General features: G+C 66.6%; 17 protein-coding genes. 12 read left to right on the plus strand and 5 right to left on the minus strand.

Translation table 11 applies throughout. The annotated features are described in order from the left end of the window. Nucleotides 1-8: 8 nt before the first annotated feature. Nucleotides 9-881, plus strand: coding sequence for an ABC transporter permease (locus ACO07K_RS21455; RefSeq protein ID WP_422031432.1), 873 nt, complete (start codon nucleotides 9-11; stop codon nucleotides 879-881). 6 nt (nucleotides 882-887) lie between these two features. Here the strand turns inward: ACO07K_RS21455 and ACO07K_RS21460 are convergent, their stop codons facing one another. Both ACO07K_RS21460 and ACO07K_RS21465 read right to left on the minus strand, forming a co-directional pair. Beyond that, the gene (locus tag ACO07K_RS21460) at nucleotides 888-1,490 is read right to left on the minus strand and encodes a YdeI/OmpD-associated family protein (RefSeq protein WP_422031434.1); all 603 of its coding nucleotides are present in this window, start codon (nucleotides 1,488-1,490) and stop codon (nucleotides 888-890) included. Continuing rightward, nucleotides 1,490-2,626 (minus strand): mandelate racemase/muconate lactonizing enzyme family protein, encoded by a 1,137-nt coding sequence (locus tag ACO07K_RS21465; protein ID WP_422031436.1) that lies wholly within the window; start codon nucleotides 2,624-2,626, stop codon nucleotides 1,490-1,492. The genes ACO07K_RS21460 and ACO07K_RS21465 overlap by 1 nt, the downstream gene beginning before the upstream one ends. A gap of 60 nt (nucleotides 2,627-2,686) precedes the next feature. Here ACO07K_RS21465 and ACO07K_RS21470 point away from each other — a divergent pair, with 60 nt between their 5' ends. The 9 genes from ACO07K_RS21470 to ACO07K_RS21510 all read left to right on the plus strand — a co-directional run bounded on the left by ACO07K_RS21470 (nucleotide 2,687) and on the right by ACO07K_RS21510 (nucleotide 11,277). Next, nucleotides 2,687-3,700 (plus strand): NADP-dependent oxidoreductase, encoded by a 1,014-nt coding sequence (locus tag ACO07K_RS21470; protein WP_422031438.1) that lies wholly within the window; start codon nucleotides 2,687-2,689, stop codon nucleotides 3,698-3,700. Next, nucleotides 3,697-4,884, plus strand: coding sequence for a CaiB/BaiF CoA transferase family protein (locus tag ACO07K_RS21475; RefSeq protein WP_422031440.1), 1,188 nt, complete (start codon nucleotides 3,697-3,699; stop codon nucleotides 4,882-4,884). The genes ACO07K_RS21470 and ACO07K_RS21475 overlap by 4 nt, the downstream gene beginning before the upstream one ends. Nucleotides 4,885-4,888: 4 nt before the next feature. Next, nucleotides 4,889-5,950 carry an SDR family oxidoreductase gene (locus ACO07K_RS21480; protein WP_422031442.1) on the plus strand — a complete coding sequence of 354 codons (1,062 nt, stop codon included), beginning with the start codon at nucleotides 4,889-4,891 and terminating at the stop codon, nucleotides 5,948-5,950. A gap of 99 nt (nucleotides 5,951-6,049) precedes the next feature. Then, nucleotides 6,050-6,664 (plus strand): TRAP transporter small permease subunit, encoded by a 615-nt coding sequence (locus ACO07K_RS21485; RefSeq protein WP_422031444.1) that lies wholly within the window; start codon nucleotides 6,050-6,052, stop codon nucleotides 6,662-6,664. After that, nucleotides 6,661-7,953 carry a TRAP transporter large permease gene (locus ACO07K_RS21490; RefSeq protein ID WP_422031446.1) on the plus strand — a complete coding sequence of 431 codons (1,293 nt, stop codon included), beginning with the start codon at nucleotides 6,661-6,663 and terminating at the stop codon, nucleotides 7,951-7,953. The genes ACO07K_RS21485 and ACO07K_RS21490 overlap by 4 nt, the downstream gene beginning before the upstream one ends. A 19-nt stretch (nucleotides 7,954-7,972) precedes the next feature. Beyond that, a complete protein-coding gene (locus tag ACO07K_RS21495; RefSeq protein WP_422031448.1) occupies nucleotides 7,973-9,034 on the plus strand; it encodes a TRAP transporter substrate-binding protein in 1,062 nt (353 codons plus the stop codon). A 10-nt stretch (nucleotides 9,035-9,044) separates the two neighbouring features. Next, nucleotides 9,045-9,590, plus strand: coding sequence for a HutD family protein (locus ACO07K_RS21500; protein ID WP_422031450.1), 546 nt, complete (start codon nucleotides 9,045-9,047; stop codon nucleotides 9,588-9,590). Between the two features lie 12 nt (nucleotides 9,591-9,602). Beyond that, entirely contained in the window at nucleotides 9,603-10,526 is a 924-nt protein-coding gene (locus tag ACO07K_RS21505; protein WP_422031452.1) for a 2-dehydropantoate 2-reductase, read from the plus strand. A gap of 7 nt (nucleotides 10,527-10,533) precedes the next feature. Next, on the plus strand, nucleotides 10,534-11,277 hold the full coding sequence (locus tag ACO07K_RS21510; protein WP_422031454.1) for an extracellular solute-binding protein: 744 nt from the start codon (nucleotides 10,534-10,536) through the stop codon (nucleotides 11,275-11,277). A gap of 127 nt (nucleotides 11,278-11,404) precedes the next feature. On the opposite strand, the gene ACO07K_RS21515 is transcribed toward ACO07K_RS21510, so the two are convergent. Further along, nucleotides 11,405-12,700, minus strand: a complete 1,296-nt coding sequence (locus ACO07K_RS21515; protein ID WP_422031456.1) for an aspartate aminotransferase family protein — start codon at nucleotides 12,698-12,700, stop codon at nucleotides 11,405-11,407. A 34-nt stretch (nucleotides 12,701-12,734) separates the two neighbouring features. Then, nucleotides 12,735-13,085: a hypothetical protein gene (locus tag ACO07K_RS21520; protein ID WP_422031458.1), complete on the minus strand. Its 351-nt coding sequence runs from the start codon at nucleotides 13,083-13,085 to the stop codon at nucleotides 12,735-12,737. Between the two features lie 49 nt (nucleotides 13,086-13,134). Between ACO07K_RS21520 and ACO07K_RS21525 the strand changes: the two genes are divergently transcribed. Together ACO07K_RS21525 and ACO07K_RS21530 are read left to right on the plus strand one after the other, a co-directional pair. Next, nucleotides 13,135-13,797, plus strand: a complete 663-nt coding sequence (locus tag ACO07K_RS21525; RefSeq protein ID WP_422031460.1) for an HAD family hydrolase — start codon at nucleotides 13,135-13,137, stop codon at nucleotides 13,795-13,797. A gap of 65 nt (nucleotides 13,798-13,862) precedes the next feature. Further along, nucleotides 13,863-14,678, plus strand: a complete 816-nt coding sequence (locus ACO07K_RS21530; protein WP_422031462.1) for a MipA/OmpV family protein — start codon at nucleotides 13,863-13,865, stop codon at nucleotides 14,676-14,678. 13 nt (nucleotides 14,679-14,691) lie between these two features. Here ACO07K_RS21530 and ACO07K_RS21535 read toward each other — a convergent pair whose 3' ends face one another. Beyond that, nucleotides 14,692-15,387: an SDR family NAD(P)-dependent oxidoreductase gene (locus ACO07K_RS21535; RefSeq protein WP_422031464.1), complete on the minus strand. Its 696-nt coding sequence runs from the start codon at nucleotides 15,385-15,387 to the stop codon at nucleotides 14,692-14,694. Between the last annotated feature and the right edge of the window lie 22 nt (nucleotides 15,388-15,409).

Below are 15,409 nucleotides of genomic sequence, written 5' to 3' on the forward strand. Positions count from 1 at the left end.
CAAGCAGCATGGCCATCGCCGAAGCCACCCCCGCTCCTGCCATCCGTCGTCGCCGTCTCCTCTCGCTGCCGCTCGGCGTGACCCTGGCGCTCGCCTGGCTCGCGCTGATGGTCGTGACGGCGCTCGGCGCGGATTTCCTCGTGCCCTATTCCATCACCGCCCTCGATCTCAAGGCGCGGCTGGCGCCGCCAGTCCTGCTGGGCGGCAGCTGGGCCCATCTCCTGGGCACCGACGAGCTGGGCCGCGACGTGCTCTCGCGGCTCATCATGTCGATCCGCATGAGCCTGCTGATCGCCTTCTTCGGCACGATCATCGCGGCAACGCTCGGTACGGCGCTGGGCTTCCTCGCCGCGCACTTCCGCAGGGCCGTCGAACAGGTCGTGCTGATGGCCATCGACTTCCAGGCCAGCATGCCCTTCATGATCATCGCGCTGTCGGTGCTGGCCTTCCTCGGCAACAGCCTGCCGCTGTTCATCGCGCTGATGGGCTTCCACTCCTGGGAGCGCTACGCCCGCATCGCCCGCGGCCTCACCCTGGCGGCCAACGAGCAGGGCTATGCCGCCGCCATCCGCCAGCTCGGCGCCGGCCCGGCCCGCATCTACGGCCTGCACATCCTGCCCAACATCGCCTCGACCCTGATCGTGTCGATGACGCTCACCTTCCCCGAGATCATTCTGCTGGAGAGCGGCCTGTCGTTCCTCGGCCTCGGCGTCCAGCCGCCGCTCGCCTCGCTGGGCAACATGGTGGGCTACGGCCGCGAGTATATCAGCCACGCACCGTGGATCATGCTGGCCCCGGCCGCCACGATCGTACTGACCACGCTGTCGATCAGCCTGCTCGGAGACTGGCTGCGCGACCGGCTCGACCCGACGTTGCGCTAGCGGTTCCTAGGCTTTCTTTTTTGCCTGTGGATAGAGCGCCTCGCCGCGCTTCAGCATCTCGACGAACGAAGCGATCTTCTTCTTCCGGCCCGCCTCGGTCTTCATGCTTTCGGTGCGGAAGGCGAGCGCGAAGCGGTTCTGGGCATTGAGCCTGGCCAGCATCGCCTTAGCCTCGGGCGCGGCGTCGATGGCGGCCTGCAGATCGTCGGGAATCGTCGAGCCCTTGGTTCGATAGGCGCGCTCCCATCGCCCGTCCTTCTTCGCGGCCTCCACCTGTTTCAGCCCGTGCACCGTCATGCGCCCTTCGTCGATCAAGCGGGAGACGTTGTCGACGTTGACCTGACTCCAGATGCTCCTGGGCCGGCGCGGCGTATAGCGCTGCAGGAAGCTCTTGTCGTCGAGCCCCTTGCAGATGCCGTCGATCCAGCCCCAGCAGAGAACGGCGTCGATGGCTTCCTTGCTCGTGATCGACTTCACCCCCGATTTGATCTTGAAGATCCTGATCCAGAGTTCGTCTTCCTTGTCGTGATGCTTGCCGAGCCAGGCGTAGAAGCTCTCCGCATCTTCGAAAACGCGGACCTTATCCGGGTCGACCTTGACCGGCGGCATCAGCACACCCGGTAGCGGTCGACCGCATCCCGATCGAGCTCGATACCCAGTCCGGGACCGGCCGGCAGGAGGATATGACCGTCTTCGAGCACGAACGGTGACTTGAGCAGCTTGGTGCGCAGCGCGTTGTCGCTCATGTCGTATTCCAGCATCGAGGGATGAGGCGGATGGTCGGTGTGCGGGGTCGCCGGCAGCGCCGCAAGGAAGTGGCAGGCCGTCGCCAGGCCTACCGCGCCGCCCCAGACATGGGGCGCGACCCGCAAGTTCTGCGCGTGCGCCAGCGCCACGATGCGCTTGGCCTCGGTAATGCCGCCGACGCCGGGGATCGAGGGCTGGACGATGTCGATGCAGCGGCCGTCGATCAGGGCGCGGAAGTCGCGGACCGTATGGTGCGCCTCGCCGGCGGCCAGCGCGATCGGCGAGCGCGCCCGCAACTCGGCATAACCACGGAAATCGCCCGGCGGCAGCGGCTCCTCGATCCAGTGGATGTCGAAGGGCTCGATCGCCCGGGCGCATTCCAGCGCCACGTCGACCGTATAGGCGCCGTTGATGTCGACCAGCAGCAACTTGTCCGGTCCCAGCGCTTCGCGGGCAAGCTTCACGCGTTCGACGTCGCTCCGGATACCGCGGCCGATCTTGATCTTGGCGCCGGCATAGGGATGAGACGCCGCCTCCGCCATCATGTGTTCGAGCTGGCGATCGGGATCGTCGGAGAAGAAGCCGGTCGAGGCATAGGCCGGGAAACGTGTCGCTCCGCAGCCGCCGATCAGGTCGCAGACCCGCACGCCGAAGCCGCGAGCCATCGCATCCCACAGCGCCACGTTGATGCCGGCGAGACAGGAGGTGAGCTGGTTGCCGACCCCCAGGTGATAGATCGCGTTGCGCACCTTCGCCTCGACATGGTCGAAGTCGAAGACGCTGCGGCCGACGAACATCGGCTCGAGCATGCTAAAATATTCCCGCGTCACCAGCGGATTGCCGAAGGCCTCGCCGATTCCCGTCACGCCCTGGTCGGTCTCGACCTCGACCAGCCCGCCCTGGCGACGGAAGCCGCCGCCGCGCGACATGCCGTAGGCCTTCTCCGGCGCGAAGGAATACTCGAGTCCGATGAACGAAAGACGGCGGATCGTCGGCATGGCAGCTCCTGCAAATCCCGCGCTATGGTGGGCCCCAAAGCAAATCGGAGGCAACCGCTCATGACCATCCCCAAGACCCACCGCCGCGTCGTCCTCGTGCGCCGCCCGCCCGGCGAGCCCGCCGAATCCGATTTCCGGGTCGAGGAGGCGCCAGTGCCCGAGCCGCGCCACGGCGAGGTGCTGGTGAAGGTGCACTATCTTTCGCTCGATCCCTACCAGCGCGGCCGCATGCGCGACGCCGCGTCCTATGCCGCGGCCATCGGCCTCGGCGAGGTCATGACCGGCGGGACGGTGGGCGAGGTCGTGGCCTCGCAGCATCCCGACTTCAAGGTCGGCGACATCGTCGAGGATCGTCTCGGCTGGCAGGAATATGCGATCGGCGGCGGGCCGGCCCTGCGCAAGGTCGATCCCTCGCTGGCGCCGATCTCGACCGCCAACGGCGTGCTGGGCATGCCGGGCATGACCGCCTATTTCGGCCTGCTGCATGTCGGCCAGCCCAAGCCCGGCGAGACGGTCGTCGTATCGGCGGCCTCCGGCGCCGTCGGCCAGGTGGTGGGCCAGATCGCCAAGATCATGGGCTGCCGGGTCGTCGGCATCGCCGGCGGCACCAAGAAGTGCGCCTTCGTGAAGGACGAGCTCGGCTTCGATGCCTGCATCGACTACAAGGCCGAAAAGGACCTCGACGCCGCGCTGCGCGCCGCCTGCCCCAACGGGCCCGACGTCTATTTCGACAATGTCGGCGGCGAGATCACCGACGCCGTCCTGCGCAACATCAACTTCTTCGGCAGGGTCGCGCTGTGCGGCTCGATCTCGCAGTACAACGCGACCGGCGCCTCGATGGGACCGCGCCTGCTCGGCACCTTCGTCGGCAAGCGGGTGATGGCGCGCGGCTTCATCGTCACCGACTTCGCACAGCATTACGGGCCCGCGATGCGCCAGATGGGCGAATGGATCCGCGACGGCAAGCTCAAGTATCGCGAGGACATCGTCGAAGGCATCGACAAGGCGCCGCGTGCCTTCATCGGCCTGCTGCGCGGCGAGAACTTCGGCAAGATGCTGGTCAAGCTCGCATGAGCTACGACGCGCCCTTTGCCGGCCTCAAGGTCGTCGACCTGAGCCAGGGCATTGCCGGCCCCTATTGCGCCATGCTGCTGGCCCAGCACGGCGCCGAGGTGATCAAGGTCGAGGGCATCGGCGAGGGCGACTGGGCGCGCACGCTCGGCGTCCATTACGGCAGCCACAGCGCCTTCTCGATCATCGGCAACATGGGCAAGCGCAGCCTGTCCGTCGACCTCAAGAGCCAGGCCGGCAAGGACGTCGTGTGGCGCCTGCTGAAGGACGCCGACATCTTCCTCGAAGGCTTCCGGCCGGGCGTCATCAAGCGGCTGGGTTTCGACTATGCCGCCGTCTCCGCCCGCGTGCCGCGCCTGCTCTACGTGTCGATCTCCGGCTTCGGCCAGACCGGCCCGCTGGCCGAGCGGCCGGCGATGGACCCGGTGCTGCAGGCCTATACCGGCATGATGGCGGAGAATCGCGGCGAGGACGGCATTCCCCATCGCGTGCCGGTGATCGTGGTCGACATGTCGACCGCGCTCTATGCCTTCCAGGCGGTGAGCGCGGCCCTTTACGCACGGCGCGACGAAAGCAAAGGTCGCTATATCGACGTCAGCCTGATGCAGTCGGCGACGGCGCTGCAGTCGATCCGCCTCATGGCCTGCCATCTCGAAGGCGGCACGATGAAACCGGGCGGCGTACCCGGCGGGGTATTCAGGACCGCGGATGGCTGGATGTCGATCCTCGCCCTCAAGGACCGCGACTGGCAGAGCCTCTGCCGGCTGATGGACGTGCCCGCGTTGGCATACGAGGAACGCTTCGCCACGCCGGCGGCGCGTCTCGCCAACGAAGCGGCGCTCTATGCCATCATCCGGCCGATGATCGAGGCGAAGCCGTCCGCGCACTGGAGCCAGAAGCTCACCGAGGCCAAGCTGATGCACGAGCGACTGAACAGTTACGCCGACTTCATCAACCAGCCGCACGTCAAGGAAACCGGCCTGATCCATTGGCTCGAACAGGCCGGCCTGCCGCAGAAGGTCCCCGTCCCCGCTCTGCCCGGCATGCTGCCGCCGGAACCGGGCACGGCGCGCGCCGAGGCGCCGGTGCCCGGCCAGCACAGCCGCGCGATCCTGGGCGAACACGGCTACACGATCGAAGAGATCGACGCTTTGCTCGCCGACGGCACAATTGCGACGACGAGGTAGAGGCATGCAGAAGAAAGCCGTCGTGGTCGGCGCCCTGGGCGTCATCGGCCGCTACATCGTCGAGCGGCTGGTGGCCGAGGGCGACTGGCAGGTCGTCGGCCTGTCGCGCCGGCCGGAGAAGAACGGGCCGCGCTATCGCCACGTCTCGGTCGACCTGCTCGATCTCGACGATGTGGCGGCAAAGTTGAAGGATCTGCGCGACGTCACGCATGTCTTCTACGCCGCCTTCCAGCCCGGCACCGGCAATGCGGCGGGTTATGCCTCGGTGATCGCGCCCAATCGCGACATGCTGGTGAATTCCGTGACCGCCATCGCAGAGGCGTCACGCAGCCTGCAGCGCGTCGTGCTCGTCACCGGCACCAAGTATTACGGCACGCATCTCGGCCCCCTGAAGACGCCGATGCGCGAGACCGATCCACGCCACATGCCGCCGGATTTCTATTTCGACCAGATCGACTGGCTGACCGGCTTCCAGCGCGGCAAGCGGTGGAGCTGGACCGAACTAAGACCTCAAACACTGTGCGGCTTCGCGCCCGGCACGGCGATGAGCATCCTGCCGGCCATCGCCGTCTATGCCGCGATCTCGAAGGAACTCGGCCTGCCGCTGCGCTTTCCCGGCAAACCCGGCGCCTACGGCACGATCTACCAGGTGACGGAGTCCTCGCACTTCGCCAGTGCGGCGCTGTGGGCCGCCACCGAGAAGCGCGCCGCCAACCAGGCCTACAACATCACCAACGGCGACTATTTCCGCTGGCGCAACGTCTGGCCGCGCATTGCACAAGTCTTCGGCATGCAGGTGGGCGAGCTGCAGACCATCAACCTGACCCAGCAGATGGCCGACAAGGCGGATCTGTGGGCGGAGATGAGCAGGAAGTACAAGCTGAAGAAGTTCGACTTCGGCCAGCTCGTCGCCTGGCCGTTCGCCGACTACGTGTTCGGCTCGGACTGGGACGTGATGTCCGACGTCACCAAGAGCCGCCAGCACGGCTTCCACGAGGTGGTCGACAGCGAGGCCATGTTCGAGCGCCTGCTGACGCGCTTCCGCAAGGAGAAGATCGTGCCCTAGCGTGCGGCGCGGCGACAGATTACAAGAACGAATGGCCCGGACATTGCTCGGGTCATGATGGTCGCGGGGGCGCCGTCAATCGGGGGAGCAAAATCGTAGATGAGTGAGTCGTCCAGCCTCCTGCCACCCGAGCCGTGGCCGCAGCGCATTTCGCGCATTCTCGCCTGGGTGGGCGGCGCCATCATCCTCGTCGGCTGCAGCGGTCTCATCACCATCGACGTCATCACCCGCTACCTCTTCAAGCGCGGCATGGTCGAGAGTTTCGAAATCTCGGGCTACGCGCTGGCCGCCTGCATCGGCCTGGGACTGGGCTTCGCCACCACCTCCAAGACGCACATCCGGGTCGATATCCTGCTCGATGCCTTTCCGAGATCCGTCCGCGTGGCCTTCGACCTGCTCGCCGCCCTGTCGATGGCGCTGCTGGCCGTCGCCCTCGCCTGGTTCTGCTGGGGTACGCTCGCGCAATCCATGGCGATGAACGCCAAGTCGGTGTCGGCTCTGCAGACACCGATGGCGCTGCCGCAGTCGATCTGGTGGGTCGGCATCTTCTGGTTCGCCTGCGTGGCCGTGCTGCTGCCGATCCAGGCCGTGCTGCGCCTGCTGGCGGGCGACGGTCCGGGTTTCGATGCCCTGATCGGCAGCCTGCGCGTCACCGAGGAGATCAGCCAGGCCGGCGTCGAGCAGGCGCCTCCCGCAAAGGGGACACCGCGATGATCGGCACAGCCTTTTCCCTGCTCGTCGTCCTGGTGGGCATCAGCCTGCCGGTGGCCGTCGCGCTCGGCCTGATGGCCTATGTCCTGTCGGAGCGCTACGCCTTCTTTCCGATGACCGGGGCGATCGGCGAGCTGGCCTGGAACTCGTCGAACGACTTCATCCTGATCGCCGCGCCCATGTTCATCATGATGGGCGAGCTGATGCACCGGTCCGGCATGAGCGAGCGCCTGTTCGCGGCGCTGACGCCGTGGTTCGCGCGCATTCCCGGCCGCCTCATCCACACCAACATCGCCGCGAGCGCGATCTTCGCGGCCACGTCGGGCTCCTCGGTGGCCACCGCCGCCACCATCGGCACGGTGGCCATCCCCAACATGGACAAGGGTGGCTACAACCGGCCGCTGTTCCTGGGATCGATCGCCGCGGGCGGCACCCTGGGCATCCTGATCCCGCCGTCGATCAACATGATCATCTATGCCGTGCTGACCGACACGTCGGTGGCCGACCTGTATGCGGCGGGCTTCATTCCCGGCTTCATGCTGGCGGGACTGTTCTCGCTGATGGTGCTGGCGCTCTGCCTGTTCCGCCCGCAATGGGCCGGCCCCAGGCAGGACACGGCGAACCTCTGGCAGGAACGCGTGTCCGGCCTGAAGAACCTGCTGCCGCCGCTCGGCCTGTTCCTCGTCGTCGTGGGGTCGATCTATGCCGGCATCGCCACGCCGACCGAAGCCGCGGCGCTCGGCCTGATGGCCACGCTCGGGCTGGTCGCGGCCAACGGCCAGCTCACCGTGCCGGTCCTGCTGCGGGCCTTCGAGGGCACCGTGCGGACGACCTGCATGGTCATGCTGATCGTGATCGCGGCCTTCTTCCTCAATTTCGTCATGGTGTCGATCGGCCTGGTCAAAGCCATCACCGACTCGGTGCTGGAGCTGGGTCTCTCGCCGCTCGGCATGCTGATCGCCATCGTCGCGTTCTACCTGATCCTGGGCTGCTTCATGGAGACACTGTCCATGATGATCGCCACGACGCCGGTGGTGGTCCCCGTGATCGTGGCGCTGGGCTACAGCCCGGTCTGGTGGGGCATCGTCTTCGTCATCCTGATGGAGGCCGCCCTGATCACCCCGCCGGTCGGACTCAATCTCTATGTCGTGCAGGCGGTGAGGCGCAGCGGCGCCTTCTCCGATCTCTGCCTCGGTGCGCTGCCCTTCGTGGCGATGATGCTCGTCATGATCGCCGTCCTGATTGCCTTTCCCCAACTGGCCCTGTGGCTCCCGGCCCTTCTCAAGGCCTGATTTCTCAAAGGAGGATTTCATGTTCCTGAAGCATCTCGTCGCGGCGGCGGCTCTGGCCGGCTCGTTCGTCGTCGGCGGCGCCATGGCGCAAACGCCGCCGGCCCTGCCCTCGACCTCGTTCAACGTCGTGGGCAGCATCGGCGGCCTGTCGATGTACACGAGCCGCGAAGTACCCTTCTGGACGGTGACCGTGCCGAAGGAATCGGGCGGGGCGATCAAGGTGCAGGTCAAGCCCTTCACCGAACTCGGCTTCAAGGGTGCGGAGATCTTCCGCCTGGTCTCCAGCGGCACGCTCCAGTTCGCCACCACCGTGTTGAACTACAATTCCGGCGAAGTGCCGATGAACGAGGCCGCCGACCTGGTGGGCCTCGTCGGCTCCGTCGAGGAACTCGAGAAGGTCATCGACGCGATCCGTCCGGCCTATGCCAAGTTCCTCGAGGAGAAGCACGGCATCAAGCTGCTGGGCTTCGGCTCCTACCAGGCGCAGGTCCTCTATTGCCGCGACGCCTTCGTCACGATCGCCGACCTGAAGGGCCGCAAGATCCGCGCGTCGGGTGCGTCGCAGCAGGCCTTCGTCACGCACATCGGCGCCTCGCCGCTCAACATCGCCTTCGCCGAGGTCCAGCCGGCGCTGGCCAGCGGCGTGGTCGATTGCGCCATCACCGGCGCGCTGTCGGGCTACAAGTCGAAGTGGCACGAGGCCGCGAAGTTCATTTCGCCCATGCCGGTCAATTTCGGCGTGGCCGCCCAGCTCGCGAACCTGAAGTGGTGGAATTCGCTCGATCCCAAGGTTCAGGCCTTCCTGCAGACCGAACTGAACAAGCTCGAGAAGTCGATCTTCGAGCAGGCCCGCACCGAGACGCAGACCGGCATCAACTGCAACACCGGCACCGGCCCGTGCAGCGAGGGCGCGCCCGCCAGCATGAAGCTGGTTCCCGTCACCCCCGCCGACGAGGCCCTGCGCAAGGACGCGCTCACCAAGGCGATCCTGCCGTCCTTCGCCAAGCGCTGCGGCCCGGACTGCGTCAAGACCTGGAACGACACGGTCGGCAAGACGGTGAACATCACGCTCGCACCGTAACGGGCGGACCGTGATCACACTGCTGACGCCCGCGGACTACCTGCGCACGCCGTGGAAGAACGGCGGCGGCACGACCGTCGACATCGCCTTCTCGGGCGATGTCTGGCGGTTCGGTCGTACGCCGATCGTGCAGCCCGGCCCCTTCTCCGACTATGCCGGTTTCGACCGCGTGCAGGTCCTCGTCTCCGGCAGCGGGCTGGTGCTCGAGACGCCGCAGGGTGAGATCGACGTGCGCCAGCCCTTCCGGCCTGTCCGGTTCGCCGGCGAGACGCCGATCGTGAGCCGGCTGGAGGCCGGCCCCGTGGAGGTCGTCAACCTGATCGGCGCCCGAGCGCAGGTGAAGATCGACATTGCCGTCCTCGACGAGGACCGGGTTTTTCTGCTGCAGCCCGGCACGCACATCGCCTACAGCCCTCATGGCGATGCGACGGTGTTGGTGCAGAACGAGACTTACGAGCTCGCGTCCGACCATGCGCTGCGGCTGGACGTTACGCGGCCGATGCAGCTGAGCGGCAACGTCGGCTGCCTGCTCGTCGGCAGCATCGCTGCGGCATAGGAGACGAATACGATGAGGATCGCAGTTGTCGGCGCCGGCGGCGTCGGAGGCGGATACGGCGCCGCGCTCGCGCATGCCGGCGCCGACGTGACCTTCATCGCCCGCGGCGCCCATCTCGCGGCCATGAAGCAGGATGGGCTGCGCATCGAGAGCGTGCGCGGCAACACCCATCTGCGGCCGACGCAGGCCACCGAGCATCCGGCCGAGGTCGGCCCGGTCGACTATGTGCTGTTCTGCGTCAAGCTGTGGGACGTCGAGAGCGCCGGCGCCGCGATCAAGCCGATGATCGGGCCGGACACCGCGGTCATCACGCTCCAGAACGGCGTCGATGCGCACGAGCGTCTGATCCCGATCCTGGGCGCCCGCGCCGTGATGCCGGGCGTTGCGAACATCAGCGCAACCATCGCCGAGCCCGGGTTGATCCGCCAGACCGGCACGGTCATGCGCATGGTCTTCGGCGAGCCGGACGGAAGTCGCAGCCCCCGCGCCGTGGCCCTCGCCGAGATGTGCAAGAAGGCCGGCATCGATGGCGTGCTGAGCGAGGCCATCCTGACCGACCTCTGGATCAAGTTCGTCCTGCTCGCCTCCAATGCCGGCGTCATGGCGCTCACACGCCTGCCGGTCGGCAAGCTGCGCGACGATGCCGACATCAACGCGATGTTCGGGGCCGCCTACGCGGAAGTGGCCGCGGTCGGTCGCGCCCTGGGCGTCACCCTGCCCGCCGACATCGTCGAGCGGACCCAGAACTTCAACCGCAATGCCCCGCCGCAGCTGATGGCGTCCATGGCGGTCGACCTGCTGCGCGGCAACCGCATCGAGCTGCCCTGGCTGTCGGGCAAGGTCGTGGAGCTGGGCAGGAAGCACAATGTCCCGACACCGACGCACGCGCTGATGTATGCTGCGTTGAAGCCCTACATCATGGGCACGCCAGCCTGAGGAAACCATGCGCGTCCTGCTCGTCCTTTTGTTCGCCCTCGCCGCGGGCGGCGCCTCGGCCGCCGACCTCAAGCTCCTGACCGCCGGCGCCTACAAGTCGGCAGCCCTCGAGATCGTCGCCGACTTCGAGAAGAAGACCGGCCACAAGGTGAAGATCGACAGCGGTACCACCGGCGCCCTGCAGAAGCGCGTCGCCGCCGGCGAGTATTTCGACGTGGTGGTCATCCCGCCGATCCCGATGGCCCAGTTCCTGGGCAACCGCATCGACGAGAGCAGCGCCAAGGAACTGGCCCGCGCCGGCGTCGGCATGGCGATCAAGCAGGGCGCGCCCGTGCCCGACATTTCCGAGCCCGACGGCTTCAAGAAGGCGCTGCTGGCGGCGCGCGCCATCGCCTATATCGATCCGGCCTCGGGCGGATCGAGCGGCATCTACGTCGCCCAGCTCTTCCAGCAGATGGGGATCGCCGACCAGCTGAAGCCCAGGAGCGTGCTGGTCCAGGGCGGGCTGGCGGCCGAGCAGATCGTCACCGGCAAGGCCGATGTCGCGCTCCAGCAGAGCAGCGAGCTGATGGGCGTGCCGGGCGTGCAGTTCGTCGGACCGATCCCGTTGATGCTGCAGAACTACACGATCTATTCCGGCGGCGTGTCCGTGGGCTCCCGGAACCGCGCCGCCGCCGACGCGCTCCTGCTGGCGCTGGCCAATCCCGAGAACGGCAAGCTCCTGAAGTCGAAGGGCCTCGACAGCCCGTAGGGCCGGGTTGAGACGAAGGGTCCCTCACTACGTTCGGGATGACAATTTTTTCCGGATTGGCGCCGTGCGCCGCGGAAGAAAAAAGGTGTCATCCCGAGCGCAGCGAGGGACCTTTCGCGTCAGCGACTCACTTGATCTCTTTCAGCGCCTCGTCCCACGCACCGATCGTGTGATCGATGTCGGCCTGGGTGTGGGCCACGCTGACATAGTACTTGCTGTCGCCCTTCATGATGCCGCGCGCACGCAGGGCCTGGTTGAAGCGCTTCAGGATCGCGGTATCGGCCTTCAGCGTGTCGCGATAGTCCTTGATCGGCTGGTCGGTGAAGATGATGTCGAACAGCGGCGGTTCGCCGATCACCTGCGCCTTAAAGCCGTGCTTCTTCAGGAGCTCCGACAGCGTGTCCATCAGCTTGCGGCCGTTGGCGAAGACTCCTTCATAGGTGCCGGGGCGCTTCAGCACCTCGAGCGTGGCGAGGCCCGCGACGGCGGCCACCGGATTGCCCGAGAGCGTGCCCACCTGGAAGATGAAATCCTCGTCGGTCATCGCGAGGCGATCGAAGTGCTTCATGATGTCGGCGCGGCCGGCGATGGCCGCCAGCGCGAAGCCGCCGCCCACGATCTTGCCCAGGGTGCAGAGGTCGGGCGTGACGCCGTAATACTCCTGGGCGCCGCCATAGGCGAAGCGGAAGCCGGTCACGACCTCGTCGAAGATCAGCGGGATGCCGTGCTCGGCCGTCACCTCGCGAAGCGCCTGCAGGAAGCCGGGCTTGGGCGGTATCAGGCGCTGGAACGGCTCGACGATGACGCCGGCCAGCTCGTCCTTCTGCTCCTCGATCAGGCTCCTGACCATGTCGATGTCGTTGAAGGCCGCGACCACCATCTCGTCGGCCACAGACTTCGGGATGCCCGCCGAGTCGATGGAGCCGCGCGGAAAATTGCCGGGAGCCTTGGGCGCCAGCGACACCAGCGCATAGTCGCTCATGCCGTGATAGCCACCCTCGAACTTCAGGATCTTGTCGCGCTTGCGGAAGGCGCGCGCGGCGCGCATCGCGTAGAGGTCGGCCTCGGTGCCGGAGCAGACGAAGCGCACCTGCTCGGCGCAGGGAACGGCGTCGACGATCGCCTCGGCGAGCGCGATGCCGTGGCGATTGTTGCCGAAGAAGGTCGTGCCCAGCGGCAGCTGGGCCTGCACCGCCGCCGTGACCTCGGGATGGGCATGGCCGATGAACATCGGGCCGGAGCCCAGCAGGAAGTCGACATACTCCTTGCCGGCCTCGTCGAAGATGTGACCGCCCTTGCCCTCCTTGAGGATCACCTCGGCCGGCAAGTTGCCGAAGCTGCCGCCCGGCAGCACGCGCCGCGCCTGCTCGATCAGCTCGTTGGTGGGATCGCCAAGGAGATTGGGGGGAGTCTGGACGTTCATGGATGCCTCTCTACGCTTGAAACTCTTGGCGGAATTACTCGATCGGAACGAAAATGGAATGACGCAGCTTGCCCTCGATCGCCTTCGAGAAGTGGCCCTTGCCGTGCGTGTCCTCGACCAATATCACCTCGCCGGCGCCGATGATGCGCGTCTCGCCGTCGCTGGCCTGGATGGAGACGCCGGCATCGAGGTTGATGATGTACTGACGGCGCGGCGCGGGATGCCATTCGTAATCATAGGTGCCGGGCGTCTCGCGAAAGATGATGCCGGTCGCCGGCAGGGTGGCCGAGGTCTTGCCGCCGCGGCCCTCGTTCTTCCACTCGATCTCGATGTCGCGGAAGTGGGTCTCGCCGTCGGCGTCGACATACAGATTATGGATACGCATGAATTTTTCTCTCCCTTGCTCTCTCGGCCGCGCAGCTTAGAACGAAAGCATGCTGAAGAAACCCGTGGAAGCCGTCCTTTTCGACATGGACGGTCTGCTGATCGACACCGAAGCCGTCTACGTCGATGCCCTGCAGGACGCAGCGCGCGATCTCGAGATCGAGATAAGCCTGGCGTTCTGTCATTCGATGATCGGCATCTCCGGCCGCGAATGCGACGTGATGATCCAGAATTTCTATGGGCCCGATTTCCGCATCGATCATTTCCGCGAGCGCTTCTCCGGTCATGCCAAGCGGCGGCTGGAGAGCCATCTGCCGGTCAAGCCCGGTGTCGTCGAGATGCTCGACTTCCTGGCGGGCCGCGGCCTGCGCCTCGCCGTCGCCACCGGCTCCGGCCGGATCACCGCGGAGCGTCATCTCGGGCGCGCGGGTCTCCTCGACCGCTTCGCCGCCGTCGCGACACGCGACGATGTCGAGAACGCCAAGCCCGCGCCCGACGTCTATCTCGAGGCCGCCCGTCGCCTCGGCGTGGCGCCGGAGCGCTGCATCGCCTTCGAGGATTCCAATGTCGGCCTCACCGCGGCGCATGCCGCCGGCACGATGGCGTTCATGGTGCCGGACATCCTGCCGCCGCTGCCCGAGATTCGCGCCAAGTGCCTGCGCGTGTTCGACGACCTGCACGCGGCAAGGCTGATGCTCGAAGAGGCGCTTTAATTTCACATGGACTGATCCGGTAATCAGTCGGGCACGTAAAAGAGGGTCAACAGCGGAGTTGCCCTGTGCGTTTGTCCCGTCTCCTCGCGACCTGCCTCGCCCTCGTCACGGTGCAAGCAGGAACAGCTTCCGCCCAGCCCACCAGCATCGGCAGCGAGCCCGCCGGGCCGCCGCCGAAGGACTGGACGTTCGATATCGGACCGGGCGCGGTGATCGCCCCGTGGTTCGAGGGCAGCGCCAACTATCGCGTGCTGCCGGTTCCCAACCTCGACCTGCGCTATCAACGCGACAAGTTCTTCATCTCGGCGCGCGACGGCATCGGAGCCACGCTGTTCGACAATTCCGGCTTCAAGGCCGGCCCGATCTTCCGCTACCGCTTCCCCCGCAACCAGGGCGACGGCGGCTATCTCTACGGCACGGGCAACGTGCCCTTCACGATCGAGGGCGGCGCCTTCCTGCGCTACGACCAGCCCTTCATCGCCGCCAAGATCGAGCTGCGGCGCGGCATCGGTGGGAGCAACGGCCTGATCTTCGACGCGCTGGTCGATGGCAAGCTGCGGCTCAGCGACAGCGTGTTCCTGTCCGGTGGCCCCCGCCTCTCGGTGACCGACGGCACCTTCAACCAGGCCTATTTCGGCATCACCGCCCTGCAGTCGATCAATTCGGGCTATGCGCAGTACTATCCGGGTGCCGGGCTTCGCAGCGTCGGCGTCGGGGCGAGCGCCCTGTGGCGCATCCACGACAGTCTGAGCTTCGTCGCCTTCGGCAGTTACAACTATCTGGCCGACACGGTCGCCAACTCCCCGATCGTCACGGGGCCGGGCGGATCGCGCAACCAGTTCGTGACGGGGGCCGCCCTCACCTGGCGCTTCTCCTGGTAACGCGTCCGTCGCGCTAGAATTTTTCGACCCACGGCCGCACCTCGACTTCCCAGCTCCAGGCGCTGCGGTGTTGGTGCAGCACATGCCAGTACGTCTCGGCGATGGCGTCGGGATCGAGCAGGCTGTCGGGCCTGTCCTCGGGCACTGGCCGGGCGGCGCTGCGGATCCCGCCGTCGATCACGAAATGGGCAACATGGATGCCCTTGGGCGAGAGTTCGCGCGCCATCGATTGCGCGAGACCGCGCAGCGCGAACTTGCCCATGGCGAAGGTGGCCGAGAGGGCGAAGCCCTTCACGCCCGCCGTCGCTCCTGACAGGAGAACCGCGCCTTCGCCCTTGGGCAGCATGCGCTTCACCGCCTGCTGCGACACCAGGAAGGCGCCGAAGGCGCTGATGTCGATGGCCCGCTTCACGTCGTCCGGAGACAGGTCGACCAGCGCGCCGCGCACCCTGTTGCTGGCATTGTAGACCACGACATCCGGTGTGCGGCCGGCGGTGTCGAGCGCCTCGAACAGGGCCGCAACGTCTTTTTGATCCGCGGCATTGCAGGCATGAACCGACGCGCCGGTCTCCTTCGCAAGTGCAGCGAGCTTGTCGGTTTGCCGGGCCGCCAGGGCAACGGACAAACCGTTCTTCGCGAACAGACGGGCCAGCGAGGCGCCGAGCCCGGGGCCGGTCCCGACGATCAGGGCGGAGCGGTAGTTCGGCATGGGCGTGGTCCTCTCGTTGCCG

Origin of the sequence: Reyranella sp., from assembly GCF_965228225.1 — a bacterium.
Lineage (GTDB): Bacteria > Pseudomonadota > Alphaproteobacteria > Reyranellales > Reyranellaceae > Reyranella.